The sequence below is a fragment of the Gemmata palustris genome (genome assembly GCF_017939745.1).
In the GTDB taxonomy this organism is placed as follows: domain Bacteria; phylum Planctomycetota; class Planctomycetia; order Gemmatales; family Gemmataceae; genus Gemmata; species Gemmata palustris.
Genome location: NZ_JAGKQQ010000002.1, coordinates 139,235 through 158,185, shown reverse-complemented (window position 1 = coordinate 158,185; position 18,951 = coordinate 139,235). Strand labels below are relative to the sequence as shown.

The following is an 18,951-nucleotide window of genomic DNA, read 5'->3' as shown; positions in this document are numbered from 1 at the left end:
CAAATTCCAACCGATTTGCGTCAGATGTTGTTGTGTCAACTCCGGGTTAAAGCGTAAGGGGAAATTATCACAGTCTGTGACGAGATGGAGCGCCGAGGCGAAAAAATCCCTGTTATTGCGAGCCTCGACGCACATATCTCAAATTGCCTATTTAACCCATTACTCGACGGTGACACTCTTGGCGAGGTTGCGGGGCTTGTCCACGTCGCACCCGCACAAGATCGCGATCTCGTAGGCAAGGAGCTGGAGCGGGATCGCGGTGACGATGGGCTGGAGGTACTCGGGCACGTCGGGGATCTCGATCACGTCGTCGGCCACGGCCGCCACCTCGTGGTCCCCGGGGCTCGCGATCGCGATCACCGGCCCCCGCGGGCCTTGATCTCCTGCATGTTGGACATGACCTTGTCGAACACGTTGCCGCGGGACCAGGAACACGCTCTCGGGGTGCTCTCGTCCACCAGCGCGATGGGGCCGTGCTTCATCTCCGCGGCCGGGTACCCCTCGGCGTGGATGTAGCTGATCTCCTTGAGCTTCAGCGCGCGCCCTCCAGGGCCACCGGGTACAGGTACTGGCGGCCGAGGTACAGCACGTTCTTCGCGTCCGCGTACTTGGCCGCGACGCGCTTCACCTGGTCGTGGCACTCGAGCGCCTTGCGGATCACGTCCGGGAGCGCTTGCAGCTCGGCGATGATGCGCTGGCCCTGGGTGCTCGACAGGTGCCGGGTGCGCCCCAGGTACAGGGCCAGCATCGCGAGCACGGCCACCTGCGAGGTGAACGCCTTGGTGCTCGCGACGCCGATTTCCGGTCCCGCGTGGAGGTACACCCCGCCGTCGGCCTCGCGCGCGATCGAACTGCCGACCGCGTTGCAGATGGCCAGCGTGGTGTGGCCCATGCGCTTGCTCTCCCGCAGCGCGGCGAGCGTGTCGGCCGTTTCGCCGCTCTGCGTGAGCGCGAGCACGACCGTGTTGCGGTCCATCGGCGGGTTCCGGTACCGCAACTCGCTCGCGTACTCGACCTCGACGGGTATGCGAGCCAGTTCCTCGAAGAGGTACTCGCCGACGAGTGCGGCGTGGTAGCTCGTGCCGCACGCGGTCATCACCACGCGGTCGATTTGCCGGAGCTGTTGGGCGCTGAGGTTGAGGCCGCCGAAGTGTGCGGTGGCGTTGTCGGAGTCGAGGCGCCCGCGCATCGCGTTTGCGAGCGTTTCGGGCTGCTCGTAAATCTCCTTCAGCATGTGGTGCGGGAACTCGCCCTTTTCCGCGTCCCCGTCGCCGAGGAAGTGTGCGATGTCGTGGACCGGGACGTCAACTGTGTCGAAGTCCTGGTTCCGGATGACGTATCCCGTTTCGTCGATCTGGCACACCTGTCGGTCGTTCAGGTAGACGATTTTTTCGGCGAACCCGGCGAGCGCGGTCGCGTCGGACGCGAGGAAGTGCCCGTCCGGTCCGATCCCGATAACGAGCGGGCTCCCGAACCGCGCGCCGACGATCACGCCCGGCTCGTGCCGGCACAGGACCGCGATGCCGTAGGTGCCCTTCACCAGCGCGAGGGCGGCGGTCACCGCGCTCAGTAGGTCGTCCCGGTAGAAGCGAGAGATCAGGTGGCACAACACTTCGGTGTCAGTGTCCGAACGGAACTGGACCCCGTCGGCCCGGAGCTGTTGTTTGAGGGTGGCAAAGTTTTCGATCACGCCGTTGTGTACGAGGGCGATCTCGTTCTTGGCGTCGAAGTGCGGGTGAGAGTTGCGGTCGGTGGCGCCGCCGTGGGTGGCCCAGCGCGTGTGGCTGATCCCGTGGCACCCCGGAGCCGGTTGTACCGCGAGCAGCTTACCGAGTTCGGCCAGGCGCCCGGCTTTCTTGCGCGCGTGCAGTTGGTTCCCCGTGCTCGTCACGAGTCCCGCGCTGTCGTACCCGCGGTACTCCAGCCGGCGCAGGCCCTCGAACAGAATCGGCGACGCTTCCCGGCGGCCGGTGAATCCGACGATGCCACACATGGGGTAACTCCGGCGTGCAAAGGAGAAAGAGTTTTGAGTGGAGACACAAGTGTGTCGGTGCGGGGCCGCTGGGGGCACGGTGTGTCCGCGGCCCGCGCAGCTTCGGGGTGCCGAATGGCTTGTTTAATTTGGCTCGGATCGTGTCGCAAAAGGCCCTTAGATCGTCGTGCCGTCTGCGGCGACGAGTGCGGGCGATTCGGAAACGGGAACGAACCCGCACCCTTCGTAGAGGCGGCGCAGGCTCTCTTTGCTGGTGAGCATGACGTAGGGGGCGCCCCGCAGGAACGCTTGGTTCGCGGTCTCGGTCACGAGTGCGGACGCGATGCCGCGGCCGTGAGCCTCGGGGCTGACGACCACGTAATCGATCTGCCAGTTGACCGGAGCATTCACGAGGAGGAACCCGTCCGCGCGCCCGTCCAATTCGCGGTGAACTGCGACGAACCGCACCCCGCTCCACACGGCGAGAAACTTGCTGCGCGTGCGGAAGTGCGTGGACACGAGTTCCCAGAGCCGCTTACACGCGGGTTCATCGGCGAGGAATTCTTGCGTGGTGAGAAAATCGATCACGCGGGCGACGGGGTGTAGAGCGGTGGGCTTGCAGATGTAGTGCAGTTCGGATTCGGTCGACACGGGCGACTCCAGAGTTTGGTGTTAGGCGAATACCGAAAGCGGAGTTAGGAGGTGGAATGGTAACGGGCAACTACACCGTCTACAACGGAAGTGCGGATAAAATCGATGAATATTCGCGCCTGTTCTGAACGGATACCACCGTTTCGCCGAAACATTAATCGTAGATAGGGACGATTGAATTATTATTGAGACTAACGGGAGTGTGGGCGACCCGGCTCAGAAGCGGGTAATTGGGTACCGGATTTCGTGCAAGGCTTCGTCTCATTTGCTCGACCCTTTGAGGGCGGGACTCGAGCTTCGAGCGGGCGCTGACCCTTGTGTCGAGCGTGGGCTCGGCCGCGGTAACGGCCCCAGTAGTGCCGAAGTGTCGGAGACAAGGGCGGACGGAGAAAAGATAAAGAAAGTCAGTGCCAATCGATACCGGGGCAAGCAAACTAACCCTGTGCGACTGGGGCGCGAAATGTGGTGGATTCGACCCCAATGGCGTTCGTGACTTCTCCGGTTCCGCGACGCGGTCCCGTGCTCTAGACTGATTGGTAGCCCCAGGGGATTAATCCTGCGCGCCGGCGGGCGCCTCCAAAATAGTCTCGTCCCGAGTGTGCCGAATGTCGCAGTCAGATGGTGCCACTTCCCTTACGTCATCGGGAGTATTCGCCTTGGCAACCAGACTACCCGGCGGCCTCGACGTTCACGCCGTTCACCGGACGAGCGGGGAGGTCCGGTCCCAGTGCATCGGACAGCCGTATGCCCTTTTGGGGCGCGCGCCGCGGGCCGGCGTTCGCTTGGACGATCCGAGCGTGAGCCAGTGTCACGCGTACCTGCAACTCGTCGACGGGGTGCCGTACTGCATCGACCTCGGGAGCCGGACGGGTGTGCTGTGGGACGACGGGGGGCAGGGGCGCGGGTGGATCCACTCGGGGCAAACGGTCCGGATCGGTATGTTCGACGTTCAGATCACCGCAACGGGGGAACTCCCGGGCGAATCCGAGTGGCACGAACCCGGGTTCAACCCCGACGCGGTCCCGCTGGCGACGCTCGACGTACACGCCCCGGGTGGACCGAACGGGCGCTTCGCGCTCGATCAACCGGTCACCCTGATCGGGCGCCATCCCAACTGTAACCTCCGGTTCTTGGACGAGGCCGTGGCGTATTTTCAGTGCGCCATTGTGAAGACGCGGGAGGGGATTTGGTGCGTCGACTTGCTGAGCCGCGGGGGGACCGTTCTGAACGGGCGCCCGACCCGGGTCACGTCGCTCCGCGACGGCGATCTGATTGAACTCGGGAAGATCTCGCTGTTGCTGCGGGTCGGCGCCTCGACCGCGCACCCGCCGGTTCCGTTCGGGATGAGCGGGGTTCCGGCCCCCTTTGTGCCGGTGCCCGACTCGACGAACGCGGTCGGCCTTCCGCTCCGCGAGATGATGGAGCAGTTCCAACAGTGCTTCGTAACGATGGCCCGGATGTTCACAACGATGCAGCAGGAGCACACTGCGATGATGTGCGAGCAGATGCGGCAGGTCCAAGAGCTGATGCGCGATGCCCGCCCGCCGGTGCCGCCGTCGGTTTCAATCGTGGCCCCCGCAGTGGCGGCCGCCGCCCCCCTGCCGACCGTTGCGCCACCACCGCCGCCACCGGCTCCGAGACCCGTTCCACGGGTCGTGGATCCCAACGAAGCGCACCTGTTGGCGGACGCGCACACGTGGTTCCTCGATCGCCTCGTTCAAAAGGCGCCGAACTCGAATGGGAAAAAGTCTGGCTGATGTCGATCGCTCCGAACGCGACTGTTAACCGTGCGGCCCCGGTGATTCTTCTCGCTGAAGGAATCACCGGGGCCGCACGGTTAACTCGGGCAACGCAAACACAGTGAGGGTTTACTTCTTCCGGGGGGGCGGTGTCCCGAGGGCTCCTCCCCCCATTCCCCCGGGCAGCCCGGGGGGGCGCATTTGGGTGGCGTTCATGCGATTGTTTCCGCCGGTGCTCGAGCGGTTCGTTCCACCGGAGTTGCCCATTTGCCCGGCGCCTCCGGTCATGAAGTAGTTCCCGTAATTCAGGAACCCGGCCTGGTGACCCGTCGTGGATACGTCACTGCCCGACGCTCCCGATTCGATGTTGCTGATCGCTTGTTGGTTCGCGCCGACGGCCCCCTGGAGGTTTTGAATCGACTGGCGCGCCTGGATCTCGGGGCGAACGAGTCCATAGTAATTGAGGGCCGGCGATCCACCCTGTCGGGCGAGATTGAGGTACGGGCTAAACGCCGGGCGCTGCGTAGGGGGGCCGACTTGCGGCTGGGCGGAAGCGGCTTCTGTGGCGAGAAGCAAAGCTCCGACCGCCACGATGACGCGATACTTCATCTGGTTCCTCCGCGGGGGTGATTCGGGGCTCGGGTTGGCGCGACCCTTACCCGGGATATTGTACCACTATATTGCCGCGTTAGTTGCTGCCGCCACTGCCGCCGGCACCGTTGAACGAGTTGAAGAACCTGATTCCTTTTGCGGTACTCGTGCCTAGGAGAGTGATCCCGAGTAGGCGCTCGATGGGAGCGAAGGCCCGGGCCATCGTGCTATCGACTCGGACCATCGGGTAAGCGGCGACGAACACGCGGTCCCCGGGCATGAGTTGGTAGTTCGTAGTCGTGTCCCCGCACTCGGTCACCGCGCGCCAGTCGACTGGCAGAATTTGGTGCCCGGCCCCGACGGGCGCCGGGCGCGAGACCCAGATCCGGTCCTGGCTCGCGACCGGTGAGAGCCCGTTCAACTGCGCGATCGCGTCGAGGACCGTGTCGTTGCCCGTAATGGGCAACCGGGTCACAGTCTGCCCCACCCCACCGCCGTCTTGAATAACGTAAAACAGTTTGCTGTTGTACCCCTGCACGTCCACCGAGATCTCGGGTTTTTCGAGGAACGCGGACAGGTGGGCTTCGATCGCCTGCCGGATTTCGGCCAGTGTCATGCCCGACACCCGGACGCTTCCGTAGGTTCCGAGCGAAACGGACCCGTCCTGGCGGACGAGGTGCGGGCCGTTGATGCGCTGGGCCGCGCGCCCCTGGGCGAGCGACACCGTGAGACGCGGACCCTTCAGTCCGACCACTTTTTCGAGGTGCTTTTCGATCACCTCTTTGATTTCCGGGATCGTCAACCCCACGACCTTCACCGACCCTCCGTACCCGGCCCCGAGGTTGATGGTCCCGTCCGACTCGATGCTGACCGGTCCGGCCAGCGGCTCGCCCGGGATGGGCTCCGCTAGCTGAAGGAACAACACGTCGAGCGGTTCGGCCCGGTACGGCGGTTTGGGGATCGCACGAACGGCTTCGATCAGGAGCACGTCGGGCGGTTCGACCCGGTAGTCCGGTAGTGAAACTTTGACCAGTTCGCGTGGGAGATCCGCGGTTGGTACGGATGGCCGGCGCGGACCCGCGCTCAGGCAGCCTCCGCTGGCCAGTACCGCCGCGATCAGAGCAAAGGTCGGGCCGGTGGTCTTCCGAATCGCGCCCATATGCGCCTCCCTGCCGTGGCATTCCAACATCGTATCGATCTAATCGGCACAATCGGTACCTCGGGTGAAATGAATCGGGGTGCGGAAGGAGTTCCGCGCCCCGGGCCAGGGCTATTGAAAGTTTCATCTTGGTGAAATGGGGGGATGTGCTATTCCGGTGCCCCGCCGTCGCAATTGGAGCGGCGGGCACTTGGAGTTGCTTCGATGCCTCCCACTTGCCTGTTGGATGCGTTGGCCGCCGTTCCCGATCCACGAGATGACAAGGGACGGTCCTTCCCTTTCGCTCCCATCCTCGCTCTGCTGGTCGTCGGCATCCTCTTGGGCCGACGTTCGCCCGGTGCGATCATCCAACTCGCCGACGATTATGGTGGCGACTTCGCCTTGCTCCTAGGGTTCCCACGACGACGATTGCCCACCGCTTCCACGCTCTCCAAACTGCTCCCGCGGGTCGACGTTCGGGCGCTGGAGGCGGTTCTGCGTAAGTGGATCGCGGCCCGTCTGCCGCCCGACGACGTGCTCGTCGTCAACATGGACGGCAAGTGCGCTCGCGGCAGCGCCGACCGAGCCGCGCAACTACCCGGCGTTCACCTCCTGGCGGCATTCGCGCCACGCTTCCAAGCCGTTCTGGCTCAACTGCGTGTCGATACCAAGACCAACGAGTACAAGGCCGCGCTGGAGTTGCTCAACATCCTGCCCCCGCGCCCGGGCGGGTACATCATCACCGGCGACGCGATGTTCACACAAGCCGATGTGTGCCAAGCGGTTCGCGATCGGGGCGATGACTATGTGCTGGTGGTCAAGGACAACCAGCATGCCCTGGCCGTGGATATCGACGCGGGACTCGCATTCGCCGCTCAAGCGGCGACATTTTCCCCCCGACGGGCGGGTGCCGCCGAAGGAACCGGCGCCCGGTCCACGGTTCGCGCGAACGACCGAGAAGGGGCACGGGCGCGTTGAGCACCGGAGTTTGGAGAGCACGGTGATCCTAACGGTGCATCCGAAGTGGCCCGGGCTGAAGCAGGGGTTCCGCGTGCGCCGCTGGGGGATTCGCAAGGGCAAGGCGTATGAGGAGGTGGTCCACGGGATCACCAGCCGGCCCCCGGAGAAGGCCGACGCGAAACGGCTGCTGGAGTTGGTGCGCGAGCACGGGCGGATCGAGAACAGTCTGCACTACGTCCGGGACGTGACGCTGGGCGAGGATGCGTGCCCGGTGCGCCGCGGTTCCGCGCCGCAGGTGCTCGCCGCGTTACGCAACGTGAGCGTTCATCTCCTCGCACACGTCGAAGCCGACAACCATGCGCGCGCTATACGGAGGTTGGCCGCTCGATTCCACGAAGCGATCAACCTCCTCGCTTCACCACTGTGAAACTTTCAATGGCCCTGCGCCCCGGGCGACTTTCGGAGTGGGTCGGCGCGTGCGGGATTACTTTAAGAGGGCCGACACCCGTTCAAACTCGGCGCGCTCGAGCGGGTGCAGGTCGGCGAGCTTGATCCCAAAATCTTCGGCCTGCTGCCAGGCCCGTTTCGCTTCGAGCTTGCGGTCCCCGGCGGCGAGTTCCACTTGCGCGAGGTGGTAGTACGCCGTGCCACTCGGGTCCTCGACGGTGACCGTTTCAAGCAACCGCCGCGCCGCTCCGAAATCCTTCTTTTGCAGGAGAATGAGGGCCTCGGTGTCGAGCAGTTCTGGTAGCGTTCCGCCTGCACCTTGGGCGCGCTTGATCAGTCGGAGCGCCTCGTCGTGGTTCTTCTCTTGGGCCGAGACCAGGAACGCGAGGTTGTTGAGGGCCAGTACGTCGTCCTTATTGGTGTCGATCGCGTCGCGGTAGAGCCGCATCGCTTCGGCGTAGTTCCCCTGAAGGTTTCGGACCGATGCGAGGAGCTGGACAAGGATCGCTTTGGTTTTTGCGTCGGCTTTCTTGGCCGCTTCATCGAGCCAATCCGCGACGCGGTTCGTGTCTGCGGGTGCGGACACGGGGTTACTGTAAAGGGCCTCGACCGCGAACTTTCCCGCCAACGCCGTTGCTGCGGGAACCGCTTTCCGAACCTCGTCGCAGATCCGGAGCGCGTCGGCCGTTCGGCCCCGGCGACCGTAGAACCCGGCGAGCACGAGCGGGGCCTCGGGTCGTTTTTCTTTGGCCCGGTCCGTGGCTCGTTGGAACAACCGCTCGGCGTCCTCGTAAAGTTTGATGCTCTCGCAGATGGTTGCGACGGCCTGCACGGGTGCGCCGGGCCGGTCCGCACGGGGGACAATGATGTTGCGGGCGGCGGCCAGGTCCCCTTTGCCCTTGGCCGCGGCGAGTCGGGCCTGCAACTCCGCGGTTCCGAAGGCATCGGGCTGAAGGGCGCCCAGGCGCTTCACCCATTCCTCTGCCGCTCGGGAGTCGCCAATCAGGAGCAGCCAGCTTCCGTAGAACCGAACGTAGAGTGGAACCTCGCCGTTTTTCTCGAGCAGATTGGACATGACCAATCGCACCTGGCTCCGATCCCCAACCATACGGTAAAGCTGGGCGAGTAAAAACTGGTCCTCGGGGGTGAGCCCGCGCTCAGTGCCTTTCCGGTCGGCTTCGAGCATACCGATGGCTTCCAAGCGGCTCGCCCGATCGCGCTGGAACGCTAGCGCCATGAGCCGCGATCGGCGGTCGTCCTGCGCCGCCCCGAGTTCCAAAAGTGCTTGCCGAGAAACGGCGTAGTTGGGACTGGAGGCGAGGATCAGTACGATCCTTTGTCGGGCGGCATCCTTATCGGCGGGCGAAGCGGTCGAGAGCGCGAGCACTCGCCGGTACGCTTCAACTGCCTCCGTGCTGTGCCCGTCTTTATCGTACTTGGCGTATTTGAACAAGAAATCCGCTTCTGCCTGAAGTGTCCGCAGATCGGTGGGGCGTTCTACCCGTGCTTGTTTGTACGCTTCTGCAGCCTTATCACCCTTTCCGAGGATCGTATGCGCCAGGGCGAGGAACAGCGTCCTTTCGGCTTTGGCGACCTTGTCTTTGGCCTCGTCAAATGTTCTTTCGCCTTCATTCTTGTCTTTCTTGCCCTGCGTGAGGGTCTGGTGCTCGATGAGTACCAACCAGCCGTCCAATGCGTCCGGGCGCACCGCGGTCGCTTTACGGAACGCGGCTTCGGCTTTGGTCGCGTCCCCCGCGCGGGAAAATATCTGTCCCTGCCAAATGTATTCGGCGGGGTTTGTTGAGTTGTCGGGTATAGTCCGCTCCGCGTAGGTGATGGCCAGAGCTTTATTGGTCGGGAGCGACAACTCGGCCGCGAGCCGCAGCATCGAACTGTTCGCGAGGGCCTCTTTCGGCAGTTTTGCGAGGTAGCTTTCAGCTTCCTTGGAGCGGCCGGCCGCGTGAAGCAGCTCTATTAGTCGGCGGAGCGCATCGGGGCTCGTCTCACCCGCCTCGACCGCCTTCTGATACTTGGCGAGTGCCGATGGCTGGCCGCGCAGGTCGTCGACCAGAGCTTGCGCGAAGACGACCCGAGCCCGTCCGCTTCGCTCGCGCTCCAGCCCAGCGAGCAGCAGGTCGGCTTCGTTGAGACCGGCCGGCTCTTTCTTGTTTTGAGCGCGCCAGATGAGGACGAGGGCCCGGCTGAGGCGGGCCGCGGACCCCGCTTCACCATCGATCTCGCGGATTTTCTCCAAAACACTGGCGATTTTGCTCTCGTCTCCGGATCGGACTGCGAGGTCAAAACGGGTCAACTGGACGCCGAGGTCGAATTGCCGGAGCTCGGCCACACGGTCCCACAACTGGCCCCCGAGCGGACCGGTCACCGTAGCCGTTGCCAGTTCCGCCAGCCCAGAGAGCAGAAACCGCTGCTGTTCGGGGGAGAACTTGTGCAGGTCGGACGCGAGTGTTTGAAGCTTTTGAGAAAGTTCTGGCTCCTTGACGTCCACCCAGAGCTTCGCGCGCGCCAGCCGAAGCGTGTGCGAATCTCCGATTTCTTTTTCGGCCGCGTTGAGGGTTTCGAGGGCCTGTTTCGGTTTCCCGTCGTGCTGATCCTGGGCCGCCAACGCGATCCACACGGCCGCGTCTTTGGGCCTCTCGGATTTGAGTACCTCGAGCCGCGTTCGGGCTTCGGCCGCGTTGCCCTGGGTAGCGAGAAGGGTCGCCCTCAGAAGCCGAACATCCGTGCTCTTTGGCAGAATCTGTTCCGCGTTCTTGAGCGCCTCTTCAGTATCCCGCCAGTTGCGGTTCTTGTCGGCGGGAGTTTGGAGGGCCTTAAGCATTTGAAGGCGCGCGACCTGCAACCACACTCCGGGAGCTTGCGTTTGGAGTTTCATGTAAACTTGTAGTGCGGCGTCCGTCTTCCCGAGCGCCGTCTCCGCTTCTGCAACACCCAAAAGTGCGGGCACCCAGAGTGCGTCCGTCGTATCGACGGGGACGGCCCGATTGAAGGCGTCCAGCCGCCGATCTTTAATGCCCAATTGCTCGTAACACCGCCCCAAGTACAGATTCGCCTCGCGCTCCAGTGCGGGATTGTCTACTGTGGTCGTTCGCACGCGCTCCAGGGCTGCGGCGGCTTCGTACCACTCACTTCTGAGTATTAGAATGCGCCCCTCGTAGAGTTCGGCTTGTGTGGGCGTTAGTCCGCGGCCTTTTAATTTACCGAGCGTCTCGGACGCGCCCGGCGCGTCCCCGGCAAGAATTTGATAGCCCAAGAGGGCCTGCGTCAATGGGGGCGAGTCGGGAATCGCCTCCAGTCCGTCCTTGATGACGGTCGCGGGATCTTTTTCCTGGCGCTGCTCAGATTCTCGTGCGGCGAGGGCGAGATAAAGTGCGGGCGCTTGAGGGTACTTGACCAACCCGGCTTTCAGAATGCCGTGAGCCTCGGTGAACGCTGCCGCAGCCTTGTCCCGATCCTCTTTGTCAGGTGATCGGGCCAGTTTGTAACTACGGAAGCGTGAAACGTCCGAAACAGCGAGGATGACGTCGAGATTGTCTGGGGCCAGTCTTTTCGCTACCTCTACAGCGTTCGCGATCGCGTCCGCAACTTCCGCATGTTCCTTTAACTTTTGCGCCGCCGCAACTAAACTAGCAGACTCAAACGCGCTCTGGCCGAGTCCCCAAAACGTGCGCCAATAGTCCGCTATCAATAGGTGTGCACGAAAATTTTCCTGGTTGTTCTTGAACAGCATTACGACGACTTTATCCGCCTCCTTAGCCTGTTTGAGTTCGACTCGGAGTACCGCCGCTAACCCAGTATAGGCATCAAGTAGATCGGGTCGGACCTCGATTGCTGCTAGATACGAGTGCTTAGCCTTGTCGTATATTTTGGCCTGAACGAAACACCGGGCCTCCAGTGCCTTGAGTTCGCCATCACCCTTTCGTTTATCGAGCAGAATTTCGACGTCTGCGAGAGCTTCCGTGTACAAGCCGAGGCGATTCAGTGCGAAATCGATGGCGAATCGACGCAATTCGTCGCGCGCCGGATCGCGGCGCAGGATGTCCTGGACAACGAGGTAACCCTCCAGCATGTCCTTTCCCGACTTTGCGGACGTGCAGAGCAATCGTCCCAGTCGCTCGCGCACGTCGTTTTCGTTTGGCCGCGCCATCACGTATCGCTTGAGGTAGGCGATCTCTCGCTCCGCTGCTTTTTCGTCACCATCCTTTGCATCGCGTGCGGCGTCGGCCAAACGCAGAAACGCCCCGACTTGCTGGCGCACCTGCCAGCGGTGGGTGAAATGAACCGCGATCAGGGCTACGATCGCCACCGCGGAGAGTTTCACCAGGAAACGCCAGTTGATTTTGAACCACATGGGAGAAAAACCAGGGTGTCGGTCGTGGGGTAGCGACGAAGTGCTTGAAGTTTAGCAGAGACAAACGGAAAACAAAGTCGCCTGAGTAATCATAATGACTACCCAGGCGACGCGATTTTCAGGGTGCCAAGTAACGGCGCAGTTTAGGCAACGGTCGCGACTTCGCTCTTGCGGAGCCGGCGACGGAGCATGCCAGCGAACGGCAGCACGGTCGCCAGCATCACGAGACCGGCGGGAGCGGGAGCTGCGTTGACGCTACCAGTGCCGCTAAAATTCGCAGAACCACCCGAACCAAGCGTAACAGTAAACACTTGGCTCAGAGAGTACGGGTTCGTTGTTTGCTTGAAGGTGGTGTGGGAGTCACCGCCCGAGTTCGGATTCGAGAGTGTAACAGCGCTCGTGCTGGTGGGGTCACCAGCGCCGGCGGGAATGTTACTAGCGATCGTGACTACCGAAACATTGCTCCCGGTTCCAGTGACTTGCAGCAGAGTAAGGGCGTTGAGCAAATTCAGTAGGCCGCTCGCCGGAGCGACGGGGGTCGTGAGGTTATCTTCCAGAACGGTAATCGTAAGGGGACCGGAAATAGCCCCTCCGGTGCGGAAAACTCGCAAGGTCGTATTCGTCGTGAGCTCAGAAGATATAGCGCCAGGCGTAAAGGACGAGGTCAAACCGATACGGTAACCGCCCACAACGACACCGCCGGTGGTGGAGTTGGTGGCAGCGGTGGGAGTAGTGATGAGGCCGTCGTTGTCACCATCGGTCAGGATAGTGGTGTTGGCACCATCTTTGATGGTGACGGTGAGGGCCGCTTCGCTCTTCGCCGGAGCGACCAGAGCTGCGGCGGCAGCGACGGTCGCTACCATGAGAAACTTCAAACGGGACATTGGGGCGTCCTCCTTGGGGAACGGGACCCGCGGTGGGCCCACTGGGCGAAATTACCCGAGTGGGATGTACCGGAGCGAACGTGCTTCTTGGATGGTCAGATCCAGGTCGCGATCGGCCGCGAGAGCGATGTTTGCCATCTCCCGCGCCGTTACATAGTGGAACCGGAAAAGGGGATCCCGGTTCGCTCGCTCCGAGAGCATCTCGTGGAACCGAACCATCGACTCACCGAGGAGCACGTCTTGGTTGGGTTCGTTTACTCCGTGCGTGTGCAATTTAACGAAATACCAGTTTGGCTTCGTCGGAATTTTAACGCAAGCACGCAGCCAGAGTTCCAGTCGATTTTTATCTGGTGGTTGACTTTTCTGCAAGCACGCATTCTCGATTTTTGGGAGAAGTCCCCACTTCTTTCGCGCCCAGTCTAAAGCCAACGGACCTTGAATCATCAAAAGGCTGTCTTTTGGTTTGGGTGCGGTGCCCAAATCGACGCCCGTGTCGTGTGATTTCGGCCGGTTCGGATCGTCCACGGCCCAATAAATACTGTTGATCTTCCGCGTTTGTGTCTCGCTCGGTGCGGATGGTAGGGTGAAGTCCGCGTAGCACCCCGTCTCTCGCAGCACGTCCAGTTCGTTGTTCACTCCGCACCAGCGGCCGTCGCGCCGACAGTTGTCGAGGCACCAGTTTCCGTGAATGAACCCGTATACGATCTCGCCCGTTTCCTTGTCTCGCGAGAGCAACCCGTGTCGCTCGGCCAGCGTCGTTTTGAAGTTCAACAGCGTGCGCCGCAGGTTGTCGGCCGTGTCGTTGTCGTGGTGGAGGTGGATCTCCACTTCGCCGTAGCGCTGGCCGCTCTTGTGCCGGCACAACTCCGCCACCATGTCAACGAGTTCCGGCTCGTACTCGTCTTCGGGATAGAAGAACGAGTATTGCGGCGGCATGCCGTCCGCGTCGCGGAACCGGTCGAAGAGTCGCGGGTATTCCTCGATCCACTGCTGCACCCGCGCCCGCGCTTTTTCCGGCGGTGCGTTCCCGCGCTTGGGTTCGTAATGGTCGCAAATCGCCAGGAGCAGGTGAACCGGTTGCCCTTGCGCCGGCGCTCGGCGCTTCGACCCAGAGAGTAAGTACGGGACGAGCCAACGATCCAACCCCCGGCCGCCCAATCCCAACATTCCTGCGCTCCAGCGTGTCCGTCTACCGATCCCCTATACCTACTCCACTGCAAAGGACTTTATTGCCCCGAGCCCACGGGATGAACTTCGGGCAGGCTCACGCCTTCAGTGGTTCGGTCCGTTCGCTTCCACGTCCCGCCCTGGCGCCCGAGGCACCAGCGGAAGAAACCGAGGCACAGGGCCGCGTTCATCGACACGAACATCGTCGGGAGGCGGAAGTACCGTAGGACCCGCGGGCGTGCTGGGAGCCAATTGCCGACCGCTGCCAGAGCGTAAAACGCCGCTTGCACGCTCATTGTCCAGGCGTACAGGGGGTCGCTGAGCAGTAGGGCGTTTGCGCCCAACATTCCCAAAAGAAAGAACGGGCACGCCCAGCGCAGAACTTTGTGGCTCAGGAAGGTGAACGCCACCCAACCGTTCGTCGGTGCAAGGAGCGGCCACAGCATTCCGATACTTTGGAACCCACCGGCCCCGATCCGAACCCGCCGGCGGAACTCCGCTCGCATTGTGGGTGCGGTTTCCTCGTGGGCAACGGCGTGTGGGTCGTAAACGATCCGGCACCCGGACCGCAGTTTCGCATTGAGCGGGATCACAAAGTCGTCGATGATCGTACCCGCCGCCACACCGGGGAAGAGCGACTTGCGGATCGCGTAGATGGCACCGTTCGACCCGAGCAGCGCCCCCAAACGGCTCTCGCATTTTTTGAGGAACGTTTCGTACTTCCAGTACAACCCGTCGACATTTTTGCCGGTCCGCGCGTCCGTCAGAACGAGGCGCCCGCAAACGACCCCAATGTCCGGGTCCGAGAACCACGCCGCCAACCGCCGGGCCGCGTCCGGCGCCATGTGTGTATTGGCGTCCGAGAGGATCACGACTTGTCCGGTCAGGCGCGGGACCGATTTATCGAGAACCGACGCCTTACCCTGGTTCAGTGAGTACGCCAGAAGTCGCACGCCCCGGTCCGCGAACCGCCGGACGATATCGTTCGTCCCATCAGTGCTGCCGTCCGACGCGATCACGATTTCGAGTTTGCCGGCCGGGTAATCGAGAGCGAGCGCGTTCTGGATACGAGCTTCAATGTCCGCCTCTTCGTTGTGAGCGGCAATGAGGAGCGAAAGTGTCGGCAAAAAATCGTCCGGGCTCGCCGCGTGCGCCTGTTCTGCCACCGCGAGTTCAGCGGCCGCGGATTGCGGCTGGAGCTTAACAAGTGTGTCGTCGGGTACTCTTCGCCCAAACAAATTGGCGAATATAAGGATCAAGATCGGGTAAATAATGTACGTAAACGATCCCAGGAACAAGCATGTCCAGAACGCGATGGAGAGGGCGTCGGAAAACATGGTTAGTCTCGCTGGGGCGGTCAGCGTTGGGCGGTTAAAGTGTAAAGAAACGGTAGGAAAGTTCAGTTTGTGATGGTAATAGCGGCTTGAGCGTTTGTCAAAGGGTAATCCGCTAAAAAATCACTTTGCCTCAGCAATGTATTGTCGCGTCTCAACTGGGTTTGGTTCCACAATCCGAACAACTTTTGCGGGGATACCGACCGCGGTCGCGCCGGCGGGGATATCGGTCAGAACGACAGCGTTTGCTCCGATCTTTGCTCCGTCCCCGAGACGGACCGCGCCGACGATTTTGGCCCCCGCCCCCACGAACACGTTGTTTCCGAGAACCGGGCTTTGTCGCTTTTCGGCCCCGATCGTGACTTGGTGCTCGATTTTGACACCGAAACCGCCGGACACGTTTCCGTTAATTACGACTCCGAGTGAGTGGATCAGGACAAATCCGGGACCGAATTCTGCGCCGCGGCCAATAATGCACCCGCAACACATTGTATTCATCCGGTTGAAGAGCATTTCGAGCGGGGCGAGTCGCCAGCGCCGCGCCCACTGCATGAGGCGGTACCAGATCATCGCGGGTGTGCCGTCCGTGAGCAGAACCTTAATAATCCCCTTCCACCCGCGCGTCTCGTAGCACCACTCGGCTTTTGCACGAAGGTCGGAGAGGATGAGACGGACCGTTCGGATCATGGCCTCGGCCCGTTGTTCGTTGGAGCACTTTGAGCGGTTTCGCGGTTGGCGGTGGAATACTGGTTTTCATGGGCCGAGTTCGGCAGCGCCGAACTTCCCAGCGCAGTGGCGCGGATTCAGCATGCCATCTTCATCCTCTTCACTCCCAAAGAGCGAAGGCCGGACGGTTCTCAACAATCCACTGAGAGTTTCAACGCGGCATCAGTTCCCGGGTGCCACGAATACATCGAAACATCATGTCGGCACCACACGTCACGCTTTGACGATTTTCGCGCGGCCGGCGGCGACCTTCTTCGTCGCGTTGCGCGTATCGATCACGAGCGGGCTGTGCGCCACGATCCACGAGTAGTCGTAAGCGGTGTGGTCGGTCGCGATCAGGACACAGTCGAACCCCGCGAGCGCTTCGGGCGTGAGCGCGACGCTCTCCATTGGCTCCAGGTGCGGCCAGTGGCGCATCTTCGGCAGGGTCGGGATGTGCGGGTCGTTGTAGCTGACCTTCGCGCCCTTCTTGAGCAGCAGATCGAGCAACTCGAACCCGGGCGATTCGCGGGGGTCGTCGATGTCCTTCTTGTACGCCATCCCGAGCAGCAGCACCTTGCTCCCCTTCACGGGCTTGCCCGCGTCGTTGAGTGCGTCGGCCACTTTCGAGACCACGTAGGTGGGCATCGCGGTGTTCACCTCGCCCGCCAGTTCGATGAAACGGGTGTTGAGCCCGTACTTGCGCGCGATCCACGTGAGGTAGAACGGGTCGATCGGGATGCAGTGCCCGCCCAGTCCGGGACCGGGGTAAAACGCCTGGAACCCGAACGGCTTGGTCTTGGCCGCGTCGATCACTTCCCACACGTCGATGCCCATCCGATCGTAGAGCACTTTCAACTCGTTCACCAGCGCGATGTTGATTGCCCGGTACGTGTTTTCCAGGATTTTGCACGCCTCCGCCACCTCGGGCGTGGACACCTCGACGACGTTCGCAATCACCTGGCGGTACATGGCCGCCGCGAGTTCGAGGCTCGTCGGGTCCAACCCGCCGACGACCTTCGGAATCGTGGTCGTCGAGAAGTGTGCGTTGCCCGGATCTTCCCGTTCTGGGCTGAACGCGAGGAAGAAGTCCTCGCCGGACTTGAGACCGGCCTCGTTGAGGATCGGGAGCACGACGTCGCGCGTGGTGCGCGGGTAGGTCGTGCTCTCCAGCACGACGAGTTGGCCCTTGCGCAGTGTCGCCGCGATCGCCTTCACGGAGTTGACGATGTAGGTCAGGTCCGGTTCGCGCGCGTCGGTGAGCGGGGTCGGCACGCAGATGATGACCGCGTCCGCTTCCTTAAGTCGCGCGAAGTCGGTGGTGGCGTCGAACTTGTTCTGCCGCATCTGCTTGATCGTCGCGGCGTCGATGTGCCCGATGTAGCTCTCGCCGCGCGCGAGCTTCTCGACCTTCACCGGATCGACGTCGAACCCGAGCACCGGGAACCCCTTGGTCGCGAACCCGCGCGCGAGGGGCAGCCCGACGTACCCGAGGCCGATGATCCCGACGACCGCAGCGCGGGATTCGATCCGCTCGCGGGCGGTACGAAAATGGTGGTCGGGAGTTACTGGCATAGTCATTTTTCGCACCTCAGTATCTGCCGAACCGTTTCGGCCGGCGCCCGAATATCATGTGAAACGGACGATAAATTTCACCCCGGGACCGCTACAACCAAGTGGTTCAGACTGTAGTTCCCGGATGGTCTGTTGCTTGAGTTTTAGTTGGTTTCCAGGAGCGGGACGAGATGGCGCTCGATTTCCCGCAGTCGCGTGTTCCACCCCTCGGTTCGGACCGATTCGCTCACCTCGGTGCGCGGCGGCGGGGAACTCAGCACGCTGTTCAGGTGCGCTACAAATTCGGTCGGAGAGTTCGCGAGTAGGCAGCGATTGAGTACGCGAACCTCTGGAATGTTTGTCGAAACGACGGGCAACCCGGCGGCAAGGTACTCCCGTGCCTTCAGCGGGTTCGCGTTGAGGGTCACTTCTGTTACGGGGAACGGAATGACGGCGACATCAAACCCTTTACAGTATCCGGGAAGGCTCTCGTATGACTTGCGCCCGAGTATATGGACGTTGGGTTCGCGCTCCAGCGCGCTCACGTCCATCGTTACCTTCCCGAGCATGACCAAGGAACCTGTGGGGAAACTTCGCGCGGTGTGGACTAAGAGGGGCAGGTCCACCCAGTCATCCGCGATGAGGCCGAAATACCCAATCACGGGGCGTGGGAGCTTGGCGATTTCGTCGGGAACGATTGTTTCGGGGCGCAGGGCCGAGGCAAAGTGCTGGAAGTCGACCCCGTGACGTATTAACAGCGTCGGCACGTGGGCCGCGCGCTTTGTGTGCAATAATTTCTCTGCCGAAACGATCACGAGGTCCGCGCGATCTATCAGCGCCCGCTCAATTGTCGCAAGAGCCGTGGTATCGACTCCCTTGAACGCGGTGTACTCGTCCACGCAGTAGTAGATGACTCGATCTTCGCCGAGCGAGCCCGCAAGGGGGCCGGCCGCGGGGTTGAATATCCAATTGATTGGTCGGCGGAACTGGAGCCGCCGCATGACACGGCGAACTTGCCACCGGAGGAACTGCGCGTTGAGAGCCCGGAGCGCGCGGCTGCCCCAACTCGGGACGACGAGCGGGCTAAACGTGAAGATGTTCTTTTCGACCTCGCGTACCGGTTTGGATGCTTCTTTGAGTTTCTGGACGATTCGGGCGAGGTCCTTCTTACTTCCCAACGACGGAGTTCTGTAACCAATCGAGTTCACCCAGAGGACGCGGTTATTGCGAGCTAGGAGCCGCATCAAATGGGTCTTTGAAAGCGGGTCGCCGGTCCAATCGTGACTGAAACACAACATGTCCCTCCCGGTGAGCGGAGGTTGATCTAAAATCGTCATTCTAGGCAGCCTCACTTCTTTGAACACCGGACCAGTCTGGCAGCGGGTGGTGTCGAATGCGGTGATAGCTTTAAGACTAAACGACAAGACCCTGATCATCATC

13 protein-coding genes and 1 pseudogene are annotated in these 18,951 nt (G+C 62.0%); 3 read left to right on the top strand and 11 right to left on the bottom strand.

Annotated features, from left to right (window positions below; genetic code table 11):
* Positions 1 to 159 precede the first annotated feature (159 nt).
* Positions 160 to 1,993, bottom strand: a pseudogene (gene glmS, locus J8F10_RS35155) (glutamine--fructose-6-phosphate transaminase (isomerizing)).
* 156 nt (positions 1,994 to 2,149) lie between these two features.
* Positions 2,150 to 2,623 (bottom strand): GNAT family N-acetyltransferase, encoded by a 474-nt coding sequence (locus J8F10_RS40485; protein WP_210662612.1) that lies wholly within the window; start codon positions 2,621 to 2,623, stop codon positions 2,150 to 2,152.
* Between the two features lie 656 nt (positions 2,624 to 3,279).
* Here J8F10_RS40485 and J8F10_RS35145 point away from each other — a divergent pair.
* The gene (locus J8F10_RS35145) at positions 3,280 to 4,380 is read left to right on the top strand and encodes an FHA domain-containing protein (RefSeq protein ID WP_210662610.1); all 1,101 of its coding nucleotides are present in this window, start codon (positions 3,280 to 3,282) and stop codon (positions 4,378 to 4,380) included.
* A 111-nt stretch (positions 4,381 to 4,491) separates the two neighbouring features.
* Here J8F10_RS35145 and J8F10_RS35140 read toward each other — a convergent pair whose 3' ends face one another.
* Together J8F10_RS35140 and J8F10_RS35135 are read right to left on the bottom strand one after the other, a co-directional pair.
* On the bottom strand, positions 4,492 to 4,971 hold the full coding sequence (locus J8F10_RS35140; protein WP_210662608.1) for a hypothetical protein: 480 nt from the start codon (positions 4,969 to 4,971) through the stop codon (positions 4,492 to 4,494).
* Between the two features lie 79 nt (positions 4,972 to 5,050).
* On the bottom strand, positions 5,051 to 6,112 hold the full coding sequence (locus J8F10_RS35135) for a polysaccharide biosynthesis/export family protein (RefSeq protein WP_210662606.1): 1,062 nt from the start codon (positions 6,110 to 6,112) through the stop codon (positions 5,051 to 5,053).
* A 204-nt stretch (positions 6,113 to 6,316) separates the two neighbouring features.
* Here J8F10_RS35135 and J8F10_RS40115 point away from each other — a divergent pair, with 204 nt between their 5' ends.
* Together J8F10_RS40115 and J8F10_RS40110 are read left to right on the top strand one after the other, a co-directional pair.
* The gene (locus J8F10_RS40115) at positions 6,317 to 7,069 is read left to right on the top strand and encodes an ISAs1 family transposase (protein WP_210662603.1); all 753 of its coding nucleotides are present in this window, start codon (positions 6,317 to 6,319) and stop codon (positions 7,067 to 7,069) included.
* A gap of 22 nt (positions 7,070 to 7,091) precedes the next feature.
* Positions 7,092 to 7,478 (top strand): hypothetical protein, encoded by a 387-nt coding sequence (locus tag J8F10_RS40110; RefSeq protein ID WP_315854250.1) that lies wholly within the window; start codon positions 7,092 to 7,094, stop codon positions 7,476 to 7,478.
* A gap of 57 nt (positions 7,479 to 7,535) precedes the next feature.
* Here the strand turns inward: J8F10_RS40110 and J8F10_RS35120 are convergent, their stop codons facing one another.
* From J8F10_RS35120 to J8F10_RS35090, 7 genes are all read right to left on the bottom strand, one after another.
* Positions 7,536 to 11,867, bottom strand: a complete 4,332-nt coding sequence (locus J8F10_RS35120) for a tetratricopeptide repeat protein (protein ID WP_210662599.1) — start codon at positions 11,865 to 11,867, stop codon at positions 7,536 to 7,538.
* A gap of 143 nt (positions 11,868 to 12,010) precedes the next feature.
* On the bottom strand, positions 12,011 to 12,751 hold the full coding sequence (locus J8F10_RS35115) for a hypothetical protein (RefSeq protein WP_210662597.1): 741 nt from the start codon (positions 12,749 to 12,751) through the stop codon (positions 12,011 to 12,013).
* Positions 12,752 to 12,802: 51 nt separating this feature from the next.
* Positions 12,803 to 13,918 (bottom strand): hypothetical protein, encoded by a 1,116-nt coding sequence (locus J8F10_RS35110; RefSeq protein WP_210662595.1) that lies wholly within the window; start codon positions 13,916 to 13,918, stop codon positions 12,803 to 12,805.
* A gap of 59 nt (positions 13,919 to 13,977) precedes the next feature.
* Positions 13,978 to 15,255, bottom strand: coding sequence for a glycosyltransferase family 2 protein (locus J8F10_RS35105; RefSeq protein ID WP_210662592.1), 1,278 nt, complete (start codon positions 15,253 to 15,255; stop codon positions 13,978 to 13,980).
* A 120-nt stretch (positions 15,256 to 15,375) separates the two neighbouring features.
* Positions 15,376 to 15,939, bottom strand: a complete 564-nt coding sequence (locus J8F10_RS35100; protein ID WP_210662590.1) for a serine O-acetyltransferase — start codon at positions 15,937 to 15,939, stop codon at positions 15,376 to 15,378.
* 252 nt (positions 15,940 to 16,191) lie between these two features.
* A complete protein-coding gene (locus J8F10_RS35095; RefSeq protein ID WP_210662588.1) occupies positions 16,192 to 17,532 on the bottom strand; it encodes a nucleotide sugar dehydrogenase in 1,341 nt (446 codons plus the stop codon).
* 143 nt (positions 17,533 to 17,675) lie between these two features.
* Positions 17,676 to 18,689, bottom strand: a complete 1,014-nt coding sequence (locus tag J8F10_RS35090; RefSeq protein WP_246524749.1) for a glycosyltransferase — start codon at positions 18,687 to 18,689, stop codon at positions 17,676 to 17,678.
* Between the last annotated feature and the right edge of the window lie 262 nt (positions 18,690 to 18,951).